The organism is Paracoccus sp. (in: a-proteobacteria) (assembly GCF_035556475.1).
Lineage (GTDB): Bacteria > Pseudomonadota > Alphaproteobacteria > Rhodobacterales > Rhodobacteraceae > Paracoccus.
In genome coordinates this window covers 13480-36022 of sequence record NZ_DATMFA010000057.1, presented here as the reverse complement: position 1 = coordinate 36022, position 22543 = coordinate 13480, and the positions used below count along the sequence as shown (strand labels likewise).

Annotated in this window: 23 protein-coding genes, 1 pseudogene and 1 riboswitch; of the genes and pseudogenes, 12 read left to right on the top strand and 12 right to left on the bottom strand. The window is 67.5% G+C overall.

The window, feature by feature from the left end; genetic code table 11:
- Positions 1–661: cobalt-precorrin-6A reductase (locus VNQ78_RS07580; RefSeq protein ID WP_325688297.1), on the top strand; the 661-nt coding region annotated here is incomplete at its 5' end.
- Here the strand turns inward: VNQ78_RS07580 and cobJ are convergent.
- From cobJ to VNQ78_RS07545, 7 genes and pseudogenes are all read right to left on the bottom strand, one after another.
- Entirely contained in the window at positions 634–1368 is a 735-nt protein-coding gene (cobJ, locus tag VNQ78_RS07575; RefSeq protein ID WP_325688295.1) for a precorrin-3B C(17)-methyltransferase, read from the bottom strand. The two genes, VNQ78_RS07580 and cobJ, sit on opposite strands and share 28 nt — an antisense overlap.
- Positions 1365–2108: a precorrin-2 C(20)-methyltransferase gene (gene cobI, locus VNQ78_RS07570; protein WP_325688292.1), complete on the bottom strand. Its 744-nt coding sequence runs from the start codon at positions 2106–2108 to the stop codon at positions 1365–1367. Before cobI ends, cobJ begins: the two co-directional genes overlap by 4 nt.
- Before the next feature lie 2 nt (positions 2109–2110).
- Positions 2111–2740 carry a precorrin-8X methylmutase gene (locus VNQ78_RS07565; protein ID WP_325688299.1) on the bottom strand — a complete coding sequence of 210 codons (630 nt, stop codon included), beginning with the start codon at positions 2738–2740 and terminating at the stop codon, positions 2111–2113.
- A gap of 927 nt (positions 2741–3667) precedes the next feature.
- A pseudogene (locus VNQ78_RS07560) lies at positions 3668–3850 on the bottom strand (precorrin-3B synthase); the annotation flags it as partial.
- 41 nt (positions 3851–3891) lie between these two features.
- Positions 3892–7077: a cobaltochelatase subunit CobN gene (gene cobN, locus VNQ78_RS07555; protein WP_325688290.1), complete on the bottom strand. Its 3186-nt coding sequence runs from the start codon at positions 7075–7077 to the stop codon at positions 3892–3894.
- Positions 7078–7080: 3 nt separating this feature from the next.
- Entirely contained in the window at positions 7081–8115 is a 1035-nt protein-coding gene (gene cobW, locus VNQ78_RS07550; protein ID WP_325688288.1) for a cobalamin biosynthesis protein CobW, read from the bottom strand.
- Positions 8116–8118: 3 nt separating this feature from the next.
- A complete protein-coding gene (locus VNQ78_RS07545; RefSeq protein ID WP_325688283.1) occupies positions 8119–8472 on the bottom strand; it encodes a DUF1636 domain-containing protein in 354 nt (117 codons plus the stop codon).
- Positions 8473–8556: 84 nt separating this feature from the next.
- Positions 8557–8760, bottom strand: a riboswitch (cobalamin riboswitch).
- 38 nt (positions 8761–8798) lie between these two features.
- Here VNQ78_RS07545 and cobO point away from each other — a divergent pair.
- Complete coding sequence (gene cobO, locus VNQ78_RS07540) at positions 8799–9410, top strand: cob(I)yrinic acid a,c-diamide adenosyltransferase (RefSeq protein WP_325688281.1); 612 nt, start codon at positions 8799–8801, stop codon at positions 9408–9410.
- Positions 9411–9414: 4 nt separating this feature from the next.
- On the opposite strand, the gene VNQ78_RS07535 is transcribed toward cobO, so the two are convergent.
- Both VNQ78_RS07535 and leuD read right to left on the bottom strand, forming a co-directional pair.
- Positions 9415–10464 carry an endonuclease/exonuclease/phosphatase family protein gene (locus VNQ78_RS07535; RefSeq protein ID WP_325688279.1) on the bottom strand — a complete coding sequence of 350 codons (1050 nt, stop codon included), beginning with the start codon at positions 10462–10464 and terminating at the stop codon, positions 9415–9417.
- The gene (leuD, locus tag VNQ78_RS07530; protein ID WP_325688277.1) at positions 10455–11060 is read right to left on the bottom strand and encodes a 3-isopropylmalate dehydratase small subunit; all 606 of its coding nucleotides are present in this window, start codon (positions 11058–11060) and stop codon (positions 10455–10457) included. The genes VNQ78_RS07535 and leuD overlap by 10 nt, the downstream gene beginning before the upstream one ends.
- A gap of 87 nt (positions 11061–11147) precedes the next feature.
- On the opposite strand from leuD, the gene VNQ78_RS07525 reads away from it, so the two are divergent.
- Complete coding sequence (locus VNQ78_RS07525) at positions 11148–11762, top strand: hypothetical protein (protein ID WP_325688274.1); 615 nt, start codon at positions 11148–11150, stop codon at positions 11760–11762.
- Here VNQ78_RS07525 and leuC read toward each other — a convergent pair.
- Positions 11743–13179, bottom strand: coding sequence for a 3-isopropylmalate dehydratase large subunit (leuC, locus tag VNQ78_RS07520; protein WP_325688271.1), 1437 nt, complete (start codon positions 13177–13179; stop codon positions 11743–11745). The genes VNQ78_RS07525 and leuC overlap by 20 nt on opposite strands.
- Positions 13180–13473: 294 nt before the next feature.
- On the opposite strand from leuC, the gene VNQ78_RS07515 reads away from it, so the two are divergent.
- The 3 genes from VNQ78_RS07515 (at position 13474) to rlmH (ending at position 14720) form a co-directional block, all read left to right on the top strand.
- Positions 13474–13707, top strand: a complete 234-nt coding sequence (locus tag VNQ78_RS07515; RefSeq protein ID WP_325688268.1) for a hypothetical protein — start codon at positions 13474–13476, stop codon at positions 13705–13707.
- 102 nt (positions 13708–13809) lie between these two features.
- Positions 13810–14238 (top strand): ribosome silencing factor, encoded by a 429-nt coding sequence (gene rsfS / locus VNQ78_RS07510; RefSeq protein ID WP_325688266.1) that lies wholly within the window; start codon positions 13810–13812, stop codon positions 14236–14238.
- 14 nt (positions 14239–14252) lie between these two features.
- On the top strand, positions 14253–14720 hold the full coding sequence (rlmH, locus tag VNQ78_RS07505) for a 23S rRNA (pseudouridine(1915)-N(3))-methyltransferase RlmH (protein WP_325688263.1): 468 nt from the start codon (positions 14253–14255) through the stop codon (positions 14718–14720).
- A 5-nt stretch (positions 14721–14725) separates the two neighbouring features.
- Here rlmH and VNQ78_RS07500 read toward each other — a convergent pair whose 3' ends face one another.
- Complete coding sequence (locus tag VNQ78_RS07500; protein WP_325688260.1) at positions 14726–15553, bottom strand: LOG family protein; 828 nt, start codon at positions 15551–15553, stop codon at positions 14726–14728.
- Between the two features lie 104 nt (positions 15554–15657).
- Here VNQ78_RS07500 and dapD point away from each other — a divergent pair, with 104 nt between their 5' ends.
- Positions 15658–16482 (top strand): 2,3,4,5-tetrahydropyridine-2,6-dicarboxylate N-succinyltransferase, encoded by an 825-nt coding sequence (gene dapD / locus VNQ78_RS07495; RefSeq protein WP_325688257.1) that lies wholly within the window; start codon positions 15658–15660, stop codon positions 16480–16482.
- Between the two features lie 80 nt (positions 16483–16562).
- Positions 16563–16814, top strand: coding sequence for a GlsB/YeaQ/YmgE family stress response membrane protein (locus tag VNQ78_RS07490; protein ID WP_325688254.1), 252 nt, complete (start codon positions 16563–16565; stop codon positions 16812–16814).
- 33 nt (positions 16815–16847) lie between these two features.
- On the opposite strand, the gene VNQ78_RS07485 is transcribed toward VNQ78_RS07490, so the two are convergent.
- A complete protein-coding gene (locus VNQ78_RS07485; protein ID WP_325688252.1) occupies positions 16848–17318 on the bottom strand; it encodes a YbaK/EbsC family protein in 471 nt (156 codons plus the stop codon).
- A gap of 57 nt (positions 17319–17375) precedes the next feature.
- Between VNQ78_RS07485 and VNQ78_RS07480 the strand changes: the two genes are divergently transcribed.
- The 4 genes from VNQ78_RS07480 (at position 17376) to urtB (ending at position 22543) form a co-directional block, all read left to right on the top strand.
- Positions 17376–17711 (top strand): hypothetical protein, encoded by a 336-nt coding sequence (locus VNQ78_RS07480; RefSeq protein ID WP_325688250.1) that lies wholly within the window; start codon positions 17376–17378, stop codon positions 17709–17711.
- 97 nt (positions 17712–17808) lie between these two features.
- A complete protein-coding gene (locus VNQ78_RS07475) occupies positions 17809–19044 on the top strand; it encodes a lytic murein transglycosylase (RefSeq protein WP_325688247.1) in 1236 nt (411 codons plus the stop codon).
- Positions 19045–19257: 213 nt separating this feature from the next.
- Positions 19258–20541 carry an urea ABC transporter substrate-binding protein gene (urtA, locus tag VNQ78_RS07470; protein WP_325688244.1) on the top strand — a complete coding sequence of 428 codons (1284 nt, stop codon included), beginning with the start codon at positions 19258–19260 and terminating at the stop codon, positions 20539–20541.
- Positions 20542–20599: 58 nt separating this feature from the next.
- On the top strand, positions 20600–22543 hold the full coding sequence (urtB, locus tag VNQ78_RS07465; protein WP_325688241.1) for an urea ABC transporter permease subunit UrtB: 1944 nt from the start codon (positions 20600–20602) through the stop codon (positions 22541–22543).

Below are 22543 nucleotides of genomic sequence, written 5' to 3'. Positions count from 1 at the left end.
CGTCTATTCCTATGCCGGCCGCACCCGCAGCCCGGTCGAGCAGCCTTTGCCCACCCGCATCGGCGGTTTCGGCGGGGTGGCGGGGCTGGCGAAATTCCTGAAGGACGAGGCCGTGACCCATGTGATCGACGCGACCCATCCGTTTGCGGCGGGGATGAGCCGGAATGCGCTGGCCGCCTCGACCCGCGCAAGGGTGCCGTTGATCGCGCTGGAACGGCCCGCATGGCAGGAGGCGCCCGGCGACCGCTGGCTGAGGGTCGGTGATTTCGAGGCCGCCGCCGCCTTGCTGCCGGGCGATGGGTCGGGCGCCTTCCTTGCCATCGGGCGGCAGAATGTCGGCGCGTTTCTGGGGATCGACCATGCGTGGCTGCTGCGCTTTGCCGAGGTCGCGTCCCATCCGCTGCCGGGGGCGACGCTGATCGTCTCGCGCGGGCCGTTCACCGTCTCTGGCGATACGGAGTTGATGCGCCGCCACGATATCAGGCATCTGGTCGTGAAGAACTCGGGCGGGCGCGCCGCTGAGGCGAAGCTGATCGCCGCGCGCGAGCTGGGCATCCGCGTGATCATGGTCGAGCGTCCGGCGCTGCCGCCGCGTCGCGCCGCTGCCACGCCCTCCGAGGTGATGGACTGGCTTCATCGCGAGACCGAGCGCGGCGTATAGACCCAGCGCCCGACCTGCCGCGTGGCGCTGCTGCCGAGGATCACCACGGTCCGCATGTCGGCCATCTCGGGGCGTGCTTCGGACAGCGGAACGGTCAGCAGGCTTTCCCCAGCGGTCGAGACGGCGCGCGCGAAGGAGATGAGCCGCCCCGCGCCGCATTCCTCGCAGAGGATCTCCAGCACGCGGGCAAACTGATGCGGTCGCGCGCGTGAACGGGGGTTGTAGAAGGCCATTGCGAAATCCGCCTGTGCGGCAAGGCGGATGCGGCGTTCGATCAGCTCCCACGGCTTCAGGTTGTCCGAGAGGTTGATCGCGCAGAAATCATGCCCGAGGGGCGCGCCAAGCCGCGCCGCCGCCGCCAGCATGGCGGTGATGCCCGGCAGGATGCGGATTTCGAAAGCCGGCGCGGGGCCATCCTCCAGCGCCTCGAAAAGCGCCGAGGCCATGGCGAAGACCCCCGGATCGCCCGAGGAGACGATGACGACCCGCCCCCCTTCAGCGGCCAGCCGAAGGGCATGGCGGGCGCGGTCAAGCTCGACCCGGTTGTCGGAGGCGTGGAGCGTCAGCCCCGGCCTTTCGCCGACCCGCGCGACATAGGGCGCATAGCCGACGATATCCGTGGCCCCGGCCAGCACCGCGCGCACCTCGGGCGTGACCAGACCCTCGGCCCCCGGCCCAAGGCCCGCGACGACCAGCCAGCCGCTCATTCCGCCGCCTCGGCTTCGGCCAGCGGGCGACGGCCGCGACCGTGGACAAGGACGGTCGCGAAATAGGGGCAGGCATCGGGATCGGCCTCGGCCAGAGGCAGGCGACGCTCATTCGGCATGGTCCCGCGCTCGACCAGCCAGGCATCAGTGAGGCGACCGGCGGCGGCCAGCGCGCGGGTGATCTTGGGCAGGTTGCGGCCGGTCTTCATCACCACGATCGCATCGGCGGCCTGCATGTGGCGCTGCAGATCGGCCTCGGGCAGGGTACCCATCAACACGGTCATCGCGTCGTCGCCCCATGTCATCGGCTGGCCGACCGCGTTCCAGCAGCCGGTCATGCCGGGAATGCCGGGGATCACCTCGACCCCGACCAGCGGTTGCAGGCGGGCGTGCAGATGCATGAACGAGCCGTAGAAAAGCGGGTCCCCCTCGCAGAGGACGACCACGTCCTCCGCCAGCGCCAGCGCCGCCAGCCTCTCGGTCCATTCGTCATAGAAGGCGGAAAGCAGGCGGTTGTATTCCGGGCTGTCGAAGGGGATTTCGGTCGTGACCGGATATTCCATCGCGTGTTCGACGACGCCGGGGGCGAGCAGATCGGCGACGATGCGTCGGGCCTGTCCGGGTCGGCCCTTCTTGCGGAAATAGGCGATCTGGCGCGCGCCCCGGATGGCGCGATCGGCCCGGACCGAGATCAGGTCGGGATCGCCGGGGCCGAGGCCCGCGCAGATGACCTTGCCCATGGCTATTCCTTTCTGCTCGCCAGCGCGTTCAGCGCCGCGACGGTGATGGCCGAGCCGCCGAGTCGGCCGTGGACGGTCAGCGCCGGGACCGGCAGATCCTGCATCAGCGCCGCCTTGGATTCGGCCGCGCCGACGAAGCCGACCGGACAGCCGATGATCGCTGCCGGGCGGGGGCAGGCCGGATCGGCCAGCATGTTCAGCAGGTGGAACAGCGCGGTCGGCGCATTGCCGATCGCAACCACCGCGCCCGCAAGATCATCGCGCCACAGTTCCAGCGCGGCGGCAGAGCGGGTGTTGCCCATCCGCGCCGCAAGTTCGGGCACGCACGGGTCGTTCAGGGTGCAGATCACGCGGTTCTGCGCCGGAAGGCGGGCGCGGGTGATCCCTTCGCTGACCATGCGCGCGTCGCAGAGGATCGGCGCCCCCGCCTCCAGCGCATGACGCGCGGCCAGCGTCATGCCGGGCGAGAATTCGACATCGCGCTCAAGGCCCACAAGGCCCGCGGCATGGATCATGCGCACGACGACCGGCTCCTCGGCGGGGTCGAAGCGGGTCAACTCGGCCTCGGCGCGGATCGTGGCGAAGGACTGGCGATAGATGCGCGCGCCCTCGGTCTCGTAGTGATGCATGATCTGGTCCTTGCCATGCGGGGTGGAGAGGGGCGGGGCGAGAGCCTCCGCCAGCAGCCGCGCCGACAACCCGCGACGCTGCGGCGGATCGCCGGCGCGGCCGCCGCGGATCAGGTCGAAGCGGTCCGGCCCGGTCGCGACCACGGTGAGCGGCGCGGGCGACGGATGCGCGCAACCCTTGGTGCAGCCGCTGAAATGCACCGCCCGGCCCGCAAGGCGGGGGGCAAGGCTGCGGGCAAGGTCACGCATTCCGGCTTGCGCCTGCGGGCAGCGCGGCGCGCCGGTGCAGGCGTGAAGCCGCATCAGGGGATCGCCCGGTTCGGTGATCGCGTCCGGCAGTTCGGGCCGCGCCCGGCTTTCGATCAGCAGCAGCCGCCAGGGCGTCAGGCGCAGCGGCGCGTGGATTGTGCCAAGCTCTGCCGCGCCGATCTGGCCAAAGGCGAAGCCGATGAGCCAACCCTGCGGCAGCGAGCCGGGATCTGGCCGCGTCGCGGCAGGGGCGGGCAGCCCGCGCACCGCGCCCGGCGAGGGTTCCGGGCTTCGGTTGCAAAGCGCGAGCATCCGCCCACGCCCCTCCACCGCCCCGCCTTGCCGCAGGAACCAGCGGGCGAGGTCGATGGCGGTTTTCGCGGCACGCCCGGCCTCACAGGGCAGGAACCAGTCCGCCCCCTCGGGATGGACCCGCCAGCCTTCTGGGCCGGGGATCAGCCGGATATCGGCGGGCGCGTCGCCAAGGACGGGCGCCGGTTCGTCCACGGCAAAGCCGAACTTGCCCGGCAGCGGCGGCGCATCCTCGGCCATCAGCCGCGCGGCCAGTTCCTCGGCGACCTGCCATGCGGGCCCGCCGGGTGGCACAAAGGGCGACAGGATGACATTGCGCCGCGCCTCGGCCTCGGGTCGCGCATCGAGCAGGTCATGCGCCGCGAGAATCTCCAGCGCGGCGCGGTGACCCGCCTCGTTCAGCCCGCGCAGTTGCAGGTTGGCCCGCGCGGTCAGGTCGATCAGGCCGTTCCCCCAGCGCCCCGAGATTTCGGCAAGCGTCGCCACCTGATTGGGCAGCAGCCGCCCGTTCCGGGGCCGCACCCGCAGCACCAGCCCGTCGCCCGCCTGCATGGGGCGCAGCGCGCCCGGACACCAGCCCTTGACCAGATGGCTCATGGCAGTTCCGCATGGACAGAGTTGCGGCGGCTGGTCCAGAGTCCCGCCTCCAGCAGCGCGCCGAACATGGAGCGCATCGCGGCAAGTGCGGCGGGGTTCTCGCGCTCCATGAACGCGACCAGCTCGGGCCGGCCCAGCGTCGCTTCGTGATAGAGGTCGAAGTGATGGTCCGCGACCACGCCCGCCAGATTGGCGAAGGCCGCCATGTGGTCGAGGGTCGCGGCGATTTCGGCCGCGCCGCGAAAACCGTGGGCCATCATCCCATCCGCCCATGCCGGGTTCGCGGCGCGGGCGCGGATGACGCGAGCGATCTCCTCGGTCAGGCTGCGGGCGCGCGGGGCGCCGGGTCGCGTCGTGTCGAGGTGGTAAAGCGCGGGGGGCGCATGGCCCAGACGCGCCATCGCGGCGGCGAAGCCCGCCTCATGTGCGGCATAATCGGCGGCAAGCAGCAGATCGGATTCCGGCAGATCCTGCGCATGAACGAAGGCATCCACCTCAGCGAGGCGGGCGCGGATCGTGTCGGGCGCGTGCCGGACCCTTCCGTCCTGACCGATGGCGTGGGACGAGGCGCGAAGCCACGCCTCGCCCGCCGCGGTGCGAGCCTCGGACGTGAAGGTTTCGGCAAGCCCGGCCATCCCCAGCCCGTATTGGCCCGGCTTCGGCCCGAAGACGCGGGGCGCGCGCGTGAGGTAGGGGTTCCCGCCCGCCCCCTCGTCGCGTTCGGCAAGGGCGGCCGCCCCGACCTCGAAAAGCTGGGCGAGGCCGGGAAAGACATCGCGGAAAAGGCCCGAGACCCGCAGCGTCACGTCGATCCGGGGGCGGCCCAGTTCGGCGGGTGCGAGGATGTCGATCCCGGTGACGCGGCCCGATCCGGCATCCCAGCGCGGCGCGAGGCCCGCCAGATGCAGCGCCATGGCGAAATCCTCGCCCGCCGTGCGCATGGTCGCGCTGCCCCAGAGGTCGACGACAAGGCCCCGCGGCCAGTCGCCATGGTCCTGCAGGTGGCGGCGCAGCAGCTCCTCGGCCAGCCGGATGCCCTCGGCATGGGCGGCGCGGGTCGGGACGGCGCGCGGATCGACGGCAAAAAGGTTGCGCCCGGTCGGCAGCACATCCTGCCTGCCCCGCGCGGGCGAGCCGGAGGGGCCGGGCGCAACCCGCTTGCCGGACATGGCGCGGTGAAGCCCCTCGATCTCCTGCGGGCCGCAAGCGCCGGTGCCATAGACATGCAGCCCCTCGCCAAAGCGGCTGTCCTTGAGGTCGCAAAGGAAGCGGTCGATCAGCGGGATCGCCTCGGAAGGGGCGGTGTCGGGTTGCAGGCCCAGATCGGTTTCGACCCCGGCCGCGCGGGCCTCGTCCCGGATCGCGCCGATCAGGCGGTTGCGGCGGCGCGGGTCGAGCCCGTCGGCGGTCGAATATTCGTCCAGCAGCCGTTCCAGTTCCGCCAGACGGGCGGGCAGGGCGGCATCCGCCAGCGGCGGCGGCAGGTGGCCCAGCGTGACCGCGCCCAGACGGCGCTTGGCCTGCGCGGCCTCGCCGGGGTCGTTGACGATGAAGGGATAGATCACCGGCAGGTGGCCCGTCAGCGCCTCGGGCCAGCAGTCCTCGGACAGCGCGACCGACTTGCCGGGCAGCCATTCCAGCGTGCCATGCGCGCCCATATGGACCAGCATGTCGGCCTGCCTGCGCAGCCACAGGTAGAAGGCGACATAGGCGTGGCGCGGCACCCGGCCTAGGTCGTGATAATCCTCGCTGCGGCTCTGGACCTCGCCCCGCTCGGGTTGCAGGGCGATCAGGTCGGCGCCGTGGCGCAGCGCGGCGAAGTGAAAGGCGCCACCGGTGACGGCCGGGTCATCTTCGGCCGCGCCCCATGCCGCGTTGAGGTCGGCCCGCAGGCGCGGCGGCAGTTCCGCCAGCGCGGAGCGATAGTCGCCGACCGGCCATGCCAGCCGCTCACCCATCAGACGTTGGCCGAGGTCGCAATGCGGGATGCCCAGAATTTCGCCGCAGGAGGCCAGCGCATCCAGCCCGACCGCATGGGCAATCTGGTGCGGCTTGCCCGGATAGGTCGAAAGGACGATCGCCCGCCGCCCCCCCTCGCGCAGCGCGTGCCACGCGGCGATGCGGGCCACCACAGCAGCTATGCGACCGGGATCGGCGGCATGGATCTGGCGTGAGAATTGCAGTTGCGGATCGCGCGGCTCTGCCGCCTTGAAGCTGACGACGCCAAGGAAGAGGCGGCCATCGACCTCGGGCAGCACCACATGCATGGCGAGGTCGGCGGCGGAAAGCCCCCGCTCCTCGGCCTGCCAGGCCGGGCGGGCCGCCGTCGAGAGCGCGAGCTGAAAGACCGGGCAGTCGGTGCCGTCGAACGGGGTCCGGCCCCGGTCGTCCAGCGCCGAGAAGGCGGTCATGTTTACCACCGCCGCCAGCGCCGACAGGTGCGGTTGCAGCCATTCCGCGAAGCCCTGCGCCTTCAGCGAGGGGGCAAAAACGCCGGTCGCGGCGAAACCCGCCTCGCGCAGCGCCCGGATGGTGGCATCGACCGGGTCGAGATCGGCGGCGGTCAGGTAGCTGCGATAGAAGCTGACCAGCACCGGCCGCTCCCCCGCGAGGGGGCTTGTGATCACACCCCGGTCGGGGTCGTGGAAGCCCCATTGCGGCACCTGCGCCTCGCCATGGACCGGCGCGGCCGGCAGGTCCACCGCCTGCGAAAGTTCGGCCAGCGCCATCCGCGCCGCGACCGCGCCCCCCGCCTCGCACAAAGCCCCGAGGCGGCGCAGCACCGGAACCGGTAGGGTCGAAAGCCGGTCCAGCGCCGGGTCCGCGCGCCCGTCGGCTGGCAGCAAGGCCAGCGCGATGCCCTGCCGTCGGGCGAGGTCTTGAAGCGTCGCGATGCCGTAAGGCCAATAGGCCTCGCCCCCGATCAGGCGGACCAGCACGGCGCGGGCATGGGCCAGCACCGTCTCGGCGTAAATATCGACCGATACCGGATGGCGCAGCGCCGAGAGGTTCAGGAGGCGCAGCGACGGCAGCCCGCCCCCCGCCTGATGCCACCCCGCCGCGAAAGCGCCAAGGTCGCTGTCCGAATAGGACAGGACGACCAGATCGGCCGGGCTTTGGCCGGGATCCGTGGGGATCTCGGTTTCCTCAAGCCCGTGGCTTTCGCGAAAGACGACGTGCATGGCTCAGGCGGCAAGGATGGCGCGGATCGCCGGCTCGTCGATATCGTCATGTTCGGCGATCACCACCAGACGCGAGCCGCGCGGAGCCTCGCCCCAGGGCCGGTCGTATTGGTGGCGCACCCGCTCGCCCACGGCCTGCACCAGCAGGCGCATGGGCTTGCCGGCGACGGCGACATGGCCCTTGACCCGCAGGATGTTCCGCTCCCGCGCGAGGCGGCCGATGCGGGCGGCCAGATCCTCGGGATCGGTGATTTCGGGCAGGTCGATGACCACGGAATCGAAATCGTCATGCTCGTGATCATCCGCGCCGTCGTGATGGCTGGGGCGGGCGTCGAGGTCATCCTCGGCCGCCGCATTCAGGCCAAGGATGATGCGGGGGTCGATCGCCCCCTCGACCAAGGGCAGGATCGGCAGCTTGCGCGGCGCCTCGGCCTCGATCACGGCGCGGGCGGCAGCAAGGCCCGCCTCGCCCGCCAGATCAGCCTTGGAGAGCAGGACGATATCGGCGCAGGCGATCTGGTCCTCGAACACCTCCGAGAGCGGCGTCTCGTGGTCGAGGCTGTCATCGGCCTTGCGCTGGGCCTCAACCGCAGCCTCGTCCGGGGCGAAGCGTCCGGCGGCGACGGCCTCGGCATCTGCCAGCGCGATGACCCCGTCCACCGTGATGCGCGAGCGGATCGCGGGCCAGTCGAAGGCCTTCAGCAGCGGCTTCGGCAAGGCGAGGCCCGAGGTCTCGATCAGGATATGGTCGGGCTTTTGCGGCATCGCCATCAACCGCTCCAGCGTCGGGATGAAATCGTCGGCCACGGTGCAGCAGATGCAGCCGTTCGACAGCTCAAAGATGTTCTCGGCCGGGCAGCTTTCATCGGCGCAGGATTTCAGGATCTCGCCATCGACGCCCATGGTGCCGAATTCATTGACCAGAACCGCCAGCCGCTTGCCCTGCGGGTTCTGCATCAGGTGGCGGATCAGCGTCGTCTTTCCGGCACCCAGAAAGCCTGTGATCACGGTCACGGGGGTCTTGGTCAGATCTGTCATCTTTCACCCAATCGGAGGAAGCCGCGCGATGCTGCGCTTGCGGAAGATTGCGACGCGCTCGCGCCAGGGCACGATGCCGTCGGTCGTCGCGGCATAGGCGGCCGCGCCATCGAGGATGTCGGGAACGTCATCGACCCCCATCTGGCCGTAGACATAGCTCCACCGTCCCGGCCCGCTGAGCGCGATGGCCGCGCCGCTGGAACAGGCCGAGAGGCATTCGACGGGAACGACGCGGACGCCCTCGGGCACCTCGTCCCGCGCCAGCGCCGCATGGAGGCGCGCGCCGGCGACCGGGGTGCCGTCGAGGACGGGTTGCCCGGCCCGGCAGGTGATGCAGACAAGCAGCGAAACGCCCATGCGCCCTTTCCATCCAAAAATGGCGGGCGCAAGGAAGCGGGCGTGGGAATGCGCCGCAAACCCTGGCAGGAACACCCCGTCCGCCGGTCAATCACGGCGCAGGCAGGTCTCCCGGCTTGCGGATTCAGGCTTACGCCAACGGTCGGCCCACCTTCCCGGCCGTCTGGGCCAGTGGCATCGGGCGACCTTTCCGGTCACGGTCGCGGGGGCGGCTGCTTTCAGGCGTGAAGCCTGTCGCATTCCCTCTTAGCCTGCCATAAGGCAGGAACCAGCGCAGGCAAATCTCTGCGCCGACCGCCCCGGCTTGTCAAGCAACGGAGTTTCGGATGCCCGACGACGCGAATGCCCTCCACGCCCAGAAGATGGCGCGGATCAAGGCCGCGCGCGACCGCATGATGGAGGACCGGACCGGCGAAAAGGGGCTGGTGATCGTCCTGACCGGCAAGGGCAAGGGCAAGTCCTCCTCGGGCTTCGGGATGATCCTGCGCGCCATCGCTCATGACATGCCCTGCGCTGTCGTCCAGTTCATCAAGGGCGCATGGGACACGGGCGAGCGGCGGCTTCTGACCACGCATTTCGGGGGTCTCTGCCAGTTTCACGCGATGGGAGAGGGCTTCACCTGGGAGACGCAGGACCGCGAGCGTGACATTGCCGCCGCGCAAGCCGGGTGGGAGAAGGCCAAGGATCTGATCCGCAATCCCGAGATCAGGATGGTCCTGCTGGACGAGGTCAATATCGCCCTGCGCTATGACTATCTCGACGCAAGCGAGGTGCTGGATTTCCTGCGGGACGAGAAACCCCCGATGACCCATGTGGTGCTGACCGGCCGCAATGCCCCCGAAGCGCTGATCGAGGCCGCCGATCTGGTCACCGGGATGGAGATGGTGAAGCACCCCTTCCGTTCGGGCATCAAGGCCCAGCCGGGGGTGGAGTTCTGATCCTTCACTCGGGCCAGTCAAGGTCGACCCAGACCAGCCGATGGGTCGAGGCGGTCAGCGCGACCGCAGCCATTTCGCCCGAGGCGGGCCAGTAGACGCCCGAGCCGAGGATGCGCAGCCCCTTTGCGGGCAGGACGTAATCCATCCGCAGATTGCCGGGCGGGGCGTCATCCGGCCAATCGCCGGTATCAAGCGCCGGATCGCCCTTCTGCGCGGCATTGATGCCATCCTGCCCGGCAAGCCTGCCGCCCTCGCTACGGGGCAGGGGGTCGGTCACGCGTTCCATGATCCGGGCCAGCGCCTCGGGCCGTCCATCGCCATCGGCGGGATCGAGGTTCAGCTTGCCGGCAAGGACGAACGCCCCCTCGGGCAGGTGGTCGAGCCAGAAGGCCAGTTCGTCATGGTTGCGCCTTCCGTTCCGATCCTCCGGCCCGTCGAAAACCGGCGGAGAGGCGGACATGGCCAGCAGATGCAGCGGTTTGCCTTCGACCGTCAGCGCCGCGTCCCAATGCGCGACCGAGGAAAGGCGCTGGACCGCCGCGACCTCGGGCGGGGTGTCGGGCATCAGCGATCCCGGCAGGTCGCGCCACAGGGTCTCGCTGTGATCACGCACCGGCCCGATCGGGTGGCGGGACAGGATCGCCATTCCGGCCTGTCCGGTGAAACGGCCGAAGCCCTGCCGGTCGGCGGCCCGACCCAGCCGCCCGTCGCCGTCGAGGTCGAGCCCTGTCGGCATCCCCGCATTCGGTCGCGCCGCGAAGATATGGGGATAGTCGCTGCCCGCCTTGGCCAGACGGTCCCGAAAGGCGGCAAGGGCAAGGCCGTCATGATCCCAGTCAAAGCCGGTAAGCAGCAGGATATCGGGCCGCGCCTCTGTGATCACACGGGTCACGGCGTCGATCTGGGCATCCTTGCGGCCAAGATCGCGCAAAAGAAGCCCCGGCCCGTCGCGCGACAGGTCGGGGCTGAATGTGGCGATCCGCAGGGGCGCGGCCTCGGCCGATAGGGCAAGGGCGGCAGAGAGCGCCGCCCCGGCGATGGTCTTCAGACCCAAGGACGGCTCTGGGCCATCTGCGCCTCGAAGGTGTCGATCGAGCCGGATTTCTCCATCGTCAGGCCGATGTCGTCGAGACCGTTCAGCAGGCAATGCTTGCGGAACGGGTCGATCTCGAAGCCGAAGCTCTGCCCGTCCGAGGAGGTCACGGTCTGGTTTTCCAGATCGACGGTGATGCGGGCATTCGCGCCCTTGCGCGCATCGTCCATCAGCGCGTCGACGGCTTCCTTCGGCATCACGATCGGCAGAATGCCGTTCTTGAAGCAGTTGTTGTAGAAGATGTCGGCGAAGCTCGTCGAGATCACGCAACGGATGCCGAAATCCAGCAGCGCCCAGGGCGCATGTTCGCGCGAGGAGCCGCAGCCGAAATTGTCGCCCGCGACGATGATCTGCGAGTCCCGGTAGGCGGGCTGGTTCAGGACGAAGTCCGGCAGCTCGTTCCCGTCCGCGTCATAGCGCATCTCGTCAAAGAGGTTCTTGCCCAGACCCGAGCGGTGGATCGTCTTCAGATATTGCTTCGGGATGATCATGTCGGTGTCGATATTGACCAGCGGCATCGGTGCCGCGATCCCGGTCAGCGTGGTGAACTTGTCCATTTGCTTCCTCGCAGAATTGACTGGCCGCGTGGGTGGCCGCTAAATTTTGGCGGTAACGATTTTTCACCGCCCATGAGGTTTGTGTTCATGCTCGGGCTATCCAGTCTTTCGGCATTGCGCGACTGCATCTCCCGTGATTGGAGCCCCGGGATCGGGGATCCCGAGATTACCGGCTGGCTGACGGTCATCTCTTATCTTCTGTGCCTCGTGCTTGCGGTCATGGTGCTGAGGCGCCGGCCTGATGGCGCGGCGCGCGGACTCTGGGGCACGATTGCAGGGATCACGGCGTTTCTGGCGGTCAACAAGCAGCTTGACCTGCAGACCGCGCTGACCGCGACGGGTCGTTGCCTTGCGCATATGCAGGGCTGGTACGACTATCGCTGGGCGGTGCAGATCATCTTCATCCTGACCCTCATCATGGTGATCACGGGCGCCCTGATGATCGCCTTCCATGCGCTGCGCGAACATCTGCGCTGGAACGGCCTTGCCCTTGTGGGTCTGGCCGTCCTTTGCGGGTTCGTCATGGTGCGCGCGGTGGGCTTCCATCATTTCGACCGTCTCATCAGCATGGATTTCGCGAACATCGGGTTCAACTTCTGGTTCGAGAATGCCGGGCTGGTGCTGATTGACCTGAACGCCGTCCTCCTGCTGAGGCGGGGCAGGGCGCCCCGCCGTGCCGGAGTCAGACGGTCTCTGCCATGAATTCGCGCACATCGGTCAGGTGCCCGCGGATGCCTGCGGCGGCGGCCATGACCGGCGACATCAGGTGCGTGCGACCGCCACGGCCCATGCGCCCCTCGAAGTTGCGGTTCGAGGTGGCGGCGCAGCGCTCGCCCGGCGCAAGCTGGTCGGGGTTCATGCCGAGGCACATCGAACATCCCGCCAGACGCCATTCGAAGCCGGCATCGGTGAAGATCTTGTCCAGACCCTCTTCCTCGGCCTGAAGGCGGACGAGGCCCGAGCCGGGAACGACCATGCCGCGCACGCCCTCGGCCAGCTTCTGGCCCTTCAGGATGCCGGCAGCGGCGCGCAGATCCTCGATCCGGCCGTTGGTGCAGGAACCGATGAAGACCGCGTCGATCCTGATCTGGTCCAGCGGCGTACCCGGTTCAAGGCCCATATAGTCCAGCGAACGGCGTGCGGCCTCGACCTTGCCGCCTTCGAAATCCTCGGGGGCCGGAACCTTGTCGGTGATCGCCAGCACGTCCTCGGGCGAGGTGCCCCAGGTCACGACCGGGGCAATATCCTCGCCACGGATGGTGATGACCTTGTCGAAATGCGCGCCTTCATCGGTGAACAGTGTTTTCCACCACGCGACGGCGGCTTCCCATGCGGCGCCTTTCGGTGCGTGCGGGCGGCCCATGCAATAGTCGAAGGTCTTTTCGTCCGGCGCGATCAGGCCGGCGCGGGCGCCGCCCTCGATCGCCATGTTGCAGACGGTCATGCGGCCTTCCATCGACAGGTCGCGGATCGCCTCGCCGCAATATTCGATGACATAGCCGGTGCCGCCGGCGGTGCCGGTCTTGCCGATCACGGCCAGCGTGATGTCCTTGGCGGTCACGCCGGGCAGCAGCTTGCCGGTGATCTCGACCTTCATGTTCTTGGATTTCTTCTGGATCAGCGTTTGCGTCGCCAGCACATGCTCGACCTCGGACGTGCCGATGCCATGGGCGAGCGCGCCGAAAGCGCCATGCGTCGCGGTGTGGCTGTCGCCGCAAACCACGGTCATGCCGGGCAGGGTCCAGCCCTGCTCGGGGCCGACGATATGGACGATGCCCTGGCGCACATCCGTCACCGGATAGTAGTTCACGCCGAATTCGCGGGCGTTCCGGTCCAGCTCATTGACCTGAATGCGCGATTCCTCGTTGTCGATATGGGTCTCGCGGCCGGCGGTCGTGGGCACGTTATGGTCGGGAACCGCGATGGTCTGGTCGGGGCGGCGCACCTTGCGCCCGGTCATGCGCAGGCCCTCGAACGCCTGGGGCGAGGTCACTTCGTGGACCAGATGCCGGTCGATATAGAGCAGGCAGGTCCCGTCCTCGGAACGGTCGACCACGTGCGAGTCGAAGATCTTGTCATAGAGGGTGCGGGGCGCGCCCGCATTGGTGTTGCCGGTCATGGCTGTCTCTTTCCGAAAGAGTAGCTGGGGAATCGAAAGGATTGGCGCCGCATCATGCGGCAGGGCGCGCGCACGCGCCAACCGCCGTCAAAGTCGCGCAGTGACGGAAAGGCTTTCGCCGTAGAACCGACCCGGCAGCCGAGCGCGGTCATGGATGTCGAAATAGACGAATCCTTGCATGACGGCAGTATTACGATGCTTTGATGGGTCAGGCAATATCGACGCACGCGGGTGTTAGTTCCATGTTGGCCGCGTCGCTCTAAGCTTCCGGGCATGACTTGGGGAGACCAGCCGATGACGATTCGAATCCTGCTGCGCGCCCTGCCGTTGCTGCTGGTCGCGATCCTGGCCCTTGCCAGCCTCGTCGAGGATGGGCCGGACGAACGCCGGGCAGAGATCGCGCGGCTGGAGGCGCGCCGTCTGGCCCTGATCGCGGAAGGGGTCAACTGCCGGGAAGAACGGGAAAATCAGCCTGATTTTGCCTGCGCGACGGTGCGTCCCCCAATAAATCCGGCCGCGGAACATTGAGAAGGCCGGATTCCATGATACATTATAGAGGCCCGGCGCCGGGGTTTTTCGGCGCGATGACTGGAGGATGAACCCCTGTCCACTACCGCTTCGCCGGCGCCTGTGCCGGCTGCGCCCACCGCGGATTCCGAGCTGAGCAGCGATCAGCTACTGGACCGCATTCTTGCCTCACTCGATGACGACAAGGCTGAGGAGGTCGTGACGATCGACCTGCGCGGCCGCTCGGCCATGGCAGATCACATGGTGATCGCCTCGGGTCGCTCGTCGCGTCAGGTTGCCGCCATTGCCGAAAAGCTGGTCCAGCGTCTGAAGGAAGAGACCGGCCGCTCTGCCCGGATCGAGGGCAAGGACACTGGCGACTGGGTACTGATCGACACCGATGACGTGATTGTTCATGTATTCCGCCCGGAAGTGCGCGAATTCTACCAGCTCGAAAAGATGTGGATGCCGGCGGATGCGCTGCGTTCGGCCACGCTTGAGCGGATGCGCGCCGATCATGCGGCCGACGAGGCACGCCGGACACCGAACTGAATCGGAACTGACGCATGCGGATGGTCATTGCCGCGGTCGGGCGGCTACGGCAGGGCCCCGAGGCGAAACTGATTGCCGACTACCTTGACCGTCACGCCAAGGCAGGTCGGGCACTGGGCTTGCCCCCGGTCACGATTGCCGAGGTCGAGGACAAGCGCGGCGGCGGCATGGCGGCGGAAGCGCCGCTGCTGGAGCGCGCGATCCCCGGCGGCGCGGCGCTGATCGTTCTGGACGAGCGCGGGCAGATGCTGACCTCGCCGGAATTTGCCCAGCGGATCGCCGGTTTTCGCGATCAGGCCCGCGACATCGCCTTTGTCATCGGGGGCGCGGACGGGGTCGATCCCTCGCTGCGCGACCGCGCCGATCTTGCGATCAGCTTCGGGCGCATGGTCTGGCCGCATATGCTGGCGCGGGTGATGCTGGCCGAACAGATCTACCGCGCGACCACCATCCTTTCGGGCAGCCCCTATCACCGGGTCTAGCCCCTTCAGGGGCAGGGCACGACCCAGTTGTCGATGATCTCGACGGCCTCCTCGGCCGTTTCGACGAAGCTGATCAGGTCCAGATCCTCGTGGCTGATGGTTCCGGCCTCGGCCAGAGCCTCCCAGTTGATGACCTGATGCCAGAACTCGGACCCGAACAGGATGAAGGGCACGCGCCGCATCCGGCCCGTCTGGATCAGGGTCAGCGCCTCGAACATCTCGTCCATGGTGCCGAAGCCGCCGGGGAACACGGTCACGGCTTTGGCGCGCATCAGGAAATGCATCTTCCTGATCGCGAAATAATGGAAGTTGAAGCACAGATCCGGCGTCACAAAGGTGTTCGGCGCCTGTTCATGCGGCAGGACGATCGAGAGGCCGATCGAGATGCCGCCGGCCTCATGCGCGCCCAGATTGCCGGCCTCCATCACGCCGGGGCCGCCGCCGGTGCAGATCACGTTCTCGGCCCCATAGCTTTCAAGGCTGCGCTCGGTCATCATCCGGGCAAAGCGGCGCGCTTCCTCGTAATAGCGCGACAGATCGCCCAAGGTCGGCGTCCGGGCCGTGTCACGCAATTCGGGCGAGGGGATGCGGGCGCCGCCGAACAGCACCACGGTCGAGCGGATGCCGCGCGCATCCATGATCATCTGCGGCTTCAGCAGTTCCAGTTGCAGCCGGACGGGCCGCAATTCGTCCCTGAGCAGGAACTCCTGATCGGTAAAGGCCAGTCGATAGGCGGGCGCGCGTGTCTGGGGCGTATCAGGCAGGCGGCGCGCCGCCACGGCGTCCTGCTCGCTGTCGCGGAAGGGATGGCTGCGCTCGTCTTCTTCGATCATCGAAATCCTCTGGGCGGGACTGGCGCGGATTGCGCGACCGCACCCCCCGATCTATAGCCCTTGCGTGACAGTTTCCACCCGAGTTCCAGCAACAGAGAGATCCCATGTCCAACGCTCAGCTTGAAGCCGCCATCGAATCCGCCTGGGAAGTCCGCGACCAGATCACCCCCGCGACCACCGGCGAGACCCGCGACGCCATCGAGGCGACGCTGGAGGCGCTGGACAAGGGCGAGCTGCGCGTGGCCGAAAAGACCGGCGCCGACTGGCATGTGAACCAATGGGCGAAAAAGGCCGTGCTGCTGGGCTTTCGCCTGAAGGACATGGAGATCCATGCCGGCGGCCCGCAGAATGGCGGCTGGTGGGACAAGGTGGACAGCAAGTTCGCCGGGTGGGGCGAGAACCGCTGGCGCGAGGCGGGCTTCCGCGCCGTGCCGAACGCGGTCGTGCGCAAATCGGCCTTCATCGCCAAGGGCGTGGTGCTGATGCCCAGCTTCGTGAACCTCGGCGCCTATGTCGATGAGGGCACGATGGTCGATACCTGGGCCACGGTCGGTTCGTGTGCGCAGATCGGCAAGAACGTCCACCTCTCGGGCGGCGTCGGCATTGGCGGCGTGCTGGAGCCGATGCAGGCCGGCCCGACCATCATCGAGGACAATTGCTTCATCGGCGCGCGCTCCGAAGTGGTCGAGGGCTGCATCGTGCGCGAGGGCTCGGTCCTTGGCATGGGCGTCTTCATCGGCAAATCGACCAAGATCGTCGACCGCGAGACGGGCGAGGTGATGTATGGCGAGGTTCCGGCCGGTTCGGTCGTCGTCTCGGGCTCGCTGCCCTCAAAGAACGGCGTGAACCTCTATTGCGCGGTGATCGTCAAGCGCGTGGACGCGCAGACGCGCTCCAAGACCTCGATCAACGAGCTGCTGCGGGACTGAAGATTCCCCTCACTGCCGCGTGAACCTCAGTGGGGGTGTCTGCGTTGGGGCGCTGGACACCCTTTCTGAAGGAGAAGCGCATGGAAGGCTTGGGCTGGATCGCTGCCATCATCGTGGGCGGTATCGCGGGCTGGATCGCCAGCAACATCATGAAGGCGGATACCGGGATTTTCCTGAATGTCATCCTGGGCATCGTGGGCGCCGTGGTCGGCAACGCCATCCTGGGCATCCTGGGCCTGAACGCCCAGCCGGGAAGCTGGATCGCACAGGGTTTCGTCGGATTGATCGGCGCGGTGATCCTGATCTGGCTCTATCGAGCGGTCGCCAGGTAGAAACGCAGGAAGGGGCGGTTTTCCGCCCCTTTTTTATGCCGTGAACTCGGCCAGCTGCGCGCCGGTGATGCGGATCAGTTCCTGCGGCGCGATCGAGAACAGGTGCCGCGGCGTCCCCGCGGCAGCCCAGACCCGGTCGAACTGGGTCAATCGCGGGTCGATATACGCGTCGATCGGCCGCAGATGGCCAAGCGGCGCGACGCCGCCGATGGCAAAGCCGGTCTCAAGCCGGATCTGCGCCGCATCGGCCTTGCCCAGCGGCTGGCCCGCCACCTGCGCGGCCTTTCCGGCATCGACCAGATTGCCGCCCGCGGTCAGGAACAGGACGACATGGCCGCTTTCCTCGCCGCGAAAGATGATGGACTTGGCGATCTGGTCGACATGGCAGCCGACGACCTCGGCAGCCCCGGCGGCGGTGCGGGCGCGGTCGTCGGTTTCGCGGATCTCGGCCTCGGTTCCGGCGGCTTCCAGTGCGGCGCGCACGCGCGCCAGGCTCTTGCTCATTGTCCCCTCCATGCGTTTCGGGGATATAGGCGCAAATCCTGTCCAAGGGGAATGAACATGGTGCAACAGGTCTATACGCTTCTGGTCGAGGTGGGCCGCGCCGCGGATGACGGCCTGCCCGAGGATGCCGTGGGCGCCGCGCTGGTCTGCTATGCCTCCGGCAAGGACGAGGACGAGGCGGTGCGCGAAACCGTCGCGATCCTGAAGCAGGCGGGCCTCTCTCCGATCGAGGTCACCGGCCATGGCACGGTCGAGGAGCGGCTGGCCGAGGGGCATGAGATCCCCGAGGAGGAGCGCGCCCTGATGGACCGCGCGCTTGCCGAGAATGCCGTCATCGTCGCCCAGATGGAGCCGCTTTACGGTGATGAGGAGGAAGAGGACTCCGAGGACTGACGCGGGCCTATTCAGCCACCCGATGCTGGGCTAGACTGGCCTCAACCAGAAAAAGAGCACGGGACGGGACAGGCAGATGAGATCAAGGCAATTGCGAATGGCAACCGCGGCCCTTCTGGTCTGCGCACTGGCCGCCTGCGGCGTGTCGAGCCGCGCGCCCGGTGGCGGGGGCTATGGCGGCAATTTCAGCGGGCTGCCCACAGCGGGCGGGCAGGGGTCCGAGGCGGGATTCCAGAACTGGGTGCAAAGCTTCCGGCCGCGCGCCATCTCGGCCGGGGTATCGCCCGGCGTGTTCGACAGCGCGATGGCCGGGGCGCATTTCCAGCCCAGCATCGTCGCGCTGGACGGCCGGCAGAGCGAGTTCAGCAAGCCGATCTGGGAATATCTGGACGGCGCCGTCGGCGGCAGCCGCATCGCGACCGGGCGGCAGATGTCCGCGCGCCACGCCAGCACCCTTTCCGCGATCGAGGCGCGCTATGGCGTCCCGCGCGAGATCGTGCTGGCGATCTGGGGCATGGAGTCGAATTTCGGCGCGAACCGCGGCAGCACGCAGATCGTGCCCGCGCTCGCGACGCTGGCCTATGACGGGCGGCGGGGCGAGTTCTTCGCGGGCGAGCTGGTCGCGGCGCTGCGCATCATCCAGGCGGGCGATGTCGACAGCAGCCACATGGTCGGCAGCTGGGCGGGCGCGATGGGGCACACGCAGTTCATGCCATCCTCGTTCCTCAGCCATGCCGTCGATTTCAACGGCGACGGGCGGCGCGACATCTGGTCGAACGATCCGACGGATTCGCTGGCATCAACCGCCGCCTACCTGCGCCAGAACGGCTGGCGTCGCGGCGAAAGCTGGGGAACCGAGGTGGTGCTGCCGCAGGGCTTCGACTTCAATCAGGTCGGCAAGTCGGTCACGAAATCCGGCGGGCAATGGTCGGCGATGGGCGTGCGGGCGGTGAACGGCCGGGCGGTGCCCTCGGGCTCGATCCTCGCGCCAGCGGGCGCGCGTGGCCCGGCCTTCCTGATCACCGAGAATTTCCGCGCCATCCTGAAATACAACGCCTCGGACAGCTATGCCCTTGCGGTGGCCTATCTGGCCGATGGCATCGCGGGACGGCCGGGCATTCAAGGCAGCTGGCCACGCGGCGACCGGACGCTGTCCAATAGCGAAAAGGCCGAGATCCAGCGCCTGCTGATGGCGCGCGGTTTCGATACCGGCGGAGTTGATGGAAAACTGGGCAGCAAATCCGTCGACGCGGTCAAGGCTTTCCAGCGTTCGCGCGGAATGGTGCCCGACGGCTATGCCGACAGCCGCCTTCTGGGCATTTTGCGCAGCTGATCTGCAATCAATGCGTGCGGCGGGCCATGCCGAAGGCCCGCCCTTTTTGCAAATTGCCGTTCGCTCGGATGGGTTGCCTATAATTAAATCAAATCAACGGTGAATCCCGAACCGGCTTTCCCGGAACTGCCCGGAAGCTTGGCAAAGCTTCCTGCCTGCTGCCCTCATCGACCCTGCCGTCACGCGGCATAATCAACGAGAGGGAAAACAGGGATGAAGATCTACAGCAGCGCCGCCGTGGCGGCCCTGATTTCGGCGGGTCTTGCGGGTGGTGCCTGGGCGCAGGAGGACACGATCAAGATCGGCGTCCTGCATTCGCTGTCCGGCACCATGGCGATTTCCGAAACCACGCTGAAAGACACCGTCCTGATGATGGTGGACCAGCAGAACGCCAAGGGCGGCGTTCTGGGCAAGAAGATCGAGGCGGTGGTGGTCGATCCCGCCTCGGACTGGCCGCTTTTCGCCGAAAAGGCGCGTGAGCTGATCTCGGTCAATGGCGTGGACGCGATTTTCGGCTGCTGGACCAGCGTGAGCCGCAAGTCGGTCCTGCCGGTGATCGAGGAGCTGAACGGCCTGCTGTTCTATCCCGTCCAGTATGAGGGCGAGGAAAGCTCGAAGAACGTGATCTATACCGGCGCCGCGCCGAACCAGCAGGCGATCCCGGCGGTGGATTACATGGCCGATGAGCTGGGCGTCGAGAAATGGGCGCTGCTCGGGACCGACTATGTCTATCCGCGCACGACGAACAACATCCTCGACGCCTATCTGAAGAGCAAGGGCGTGGCCGAGGGCGACATCTTCGTCAACTATACGCCCTTCGGTCATTCCGACTGGTCCAAGATCGTGGCCGATGTCGTGGCGCTTGGCGCGGATGGCAAGAAGGTCGGCGTGGTCTCGACCATCAACGGCGATGCGAATATCGGCTTCTACAAGGAATTGGCGGCGGCGGGCGTTTCTGCCGACGACATTCCGGTCATGGCCTTCTCGGTCGGTGAGGAGGAGCTCGCGGGCCTCGACACCGCGAACCTCGTCGGGCACCTCGCGGCCTGGAACTATTTCGAATCCGCCGACACGCCCGAGAACAAGGCCTTCATCGACGAGTGGCACAAGTTCACCAAGAACGACAAGCGCGTGACCAATGACCCGATGGAAGCCACGATGATCGGCTTCAACGCCTGGGTCGCGGCGGTCGAAAAGGCCGGGACCACCGATACCGACCCGGTGCTGGAGGCGATCGTCGGGGTCGAGGTTCCGAACCTGACCGGCGGCACGGCCAAAGTCCTGCCGAACCACCACCTGACCAAGCCGGTCCTGATCGGCGAGATCCGCGCCGATGGCCAGTTCGACATCGTCAGTCAGACCGAGGAAGTCCCGGGCGACGCCTGGACCGACTTCCTGCCGGAAAGCGCCAAGCTCGATTCCGACTGGACCAAGAACAAATGCGGCATGTGGAACACCGAGACGAATAGCTGCGTGCAGCTCGGTTCGAACTACTGAAACGCTGATGGGAGGGGCGGTGCGATTTGCCGCCCTTCCCCCGGAATCCGAGGCCTTCATGCGTCTTTTTCTGCTTGTCCTGGCGTTCGCCGCCGCGTGTCTGCCGCTGGGCGCCGGGGCGCAAACGCCCGACCTCGCGGCGGTCATTGCCCAGCATCGCGACCAGATCGAAAAACCCTCGCGCCAATCCGTGAGTCCGGTGGTCGAGGCGATTACCGCTGCCGGCCCGCAGGGCGCGGCCTTGCTGCAAGCCTGGGGCGACCGGGAACTGGGCATCCGCAAAAGCGACGGGCTGCTGGTCATCACCACGCCCGATGGCGATGGGCTGGCGCTGACCGATGCCGCAAACGGCGCCGATCTGGGCGTGATTGCCAATGGTGAGGTGACGCTGCTGCGCCCCAATTCTGGCGTGCGCGGGGTGATTATGGCCGCGCTGGCCGGGAACGCGCTTTCCGATCCCGACCCGAAGCGTCGGGCCGAGGCGCTGGATTCGCTCTCCCGCCGCGCCGATGCCAGCCAGCTTCAACTGCTGCGCGAGGCGCTGGAGGATCCCGACCCGGCCCTTGCCGCCCGCAAGGCGCGGGTGGAGCGGCTGCTGACCATCCAATACGACCCCGACCCAGCCGCCCGCGTCGCTGCGATCGAGGGCTTTGGCGGCGATACCGGGCTGGATTTCCGCGCCAGCCTGAACCCGATCCTCGCGACGAAGCGCGTGGCGCTAGAGGTGGTTCCGGCCGGGGCGAACATCGCCCGTGAGCTGTCCGTGGGTGGTGAGATCAGCCGCGACGATGCCTATGCGATGCTGGTCGCCGAGGGCCTTGCCCCGGCGCGGCTGACGCCCGAGGCAATGCGCGCCACGCTGTCCCAACATATCGTCAATGCGGCGGTCGGCGGCGTGCCCGTCGCCGAACTTGGGAATCAGGAGGCGAGGGATCGCGCCTATAACACGCTGGAAGGGCAGGGCCTCGTCCAGCCCGCCGCCAGCGAGGAGGAGGTTGACGCCGCGCTGGCGCGCCACCGGTTCCTCGACCTCTATGCCGAGCCGAATGCCGAAGTGACCGATGCCGCCCGCGCCGCGCTGCGCGGCACCGGGACGCGCATCGGGCTGATGCAGGCTGCCGACCTGTCGCTTGACGCGCTGTCGCTGGCCTCGATCTATTTCCTGGCCGCCATCGGCCTCGCCGTCACCTTCGGAGTGATGGGTGTCATCAACATGGCGCATGGCGAGTTCATCATGATGGGCGCCTATACCGGCTATGTCGTCCAGCAATTCATCGCCGACCGCACCGTCTCGCTGATCGTGGCGCTGCCTCTGGCCTTCATCGTCACCTTCGCTGCAGGCGTCGCGCTGGAGCGGCTGGTGATCCGCCACCTGTATAAACGCCCGCTGGAGACGTTGCTTGCGACTTTCGGCGTCAGCATCGCGCTGCAGCAACTCGCCAAGAACATCTTCGGCACACAGGCGCGGCCGTTGACCGCGCCGGGCTGGCTTGACGGGGCGCTGACCGTCAACGACGTCATCTCGATCAGCTATATCCGCATCGCGATCTTCGTCCTCGCGCTGGTTTTCCTCGGCCTCTACCTCTTCATCATGAACCGCACCCGGCTGGGGCTGGAGGTCCGCGCCGTGACGCAGAACCCCGCAATGGCGGCCAGCATGGGGATCAGCCCGGACCGCATCAACATGCTGACCTTCGGCCTCGGCTCGGGCATCGCGGGAATCGCGGGTGTCGCCATCGGGCTTTTCGCCAAGGTCACGTCCGAGCTTGGCAGCGACTATATCGTGCAAAGCTTCATGACCGTGGTTGTCGGCGGCGTCGGCAATATCTGGGGCACGCTGGCGGGCGCGGCGCTGATCGGCTTCCTGCAAAAGGGGATCGAGTGGTTCAACCCGGCCAATACGCTGGCCGCGCAGACCTACATGATCCTTTTCATCATCATCTTCATCCAGTTCCGGCCGCGCGGCATCATCGCCGCCAAGGGCCGCGCCGCGGGGGCCTGA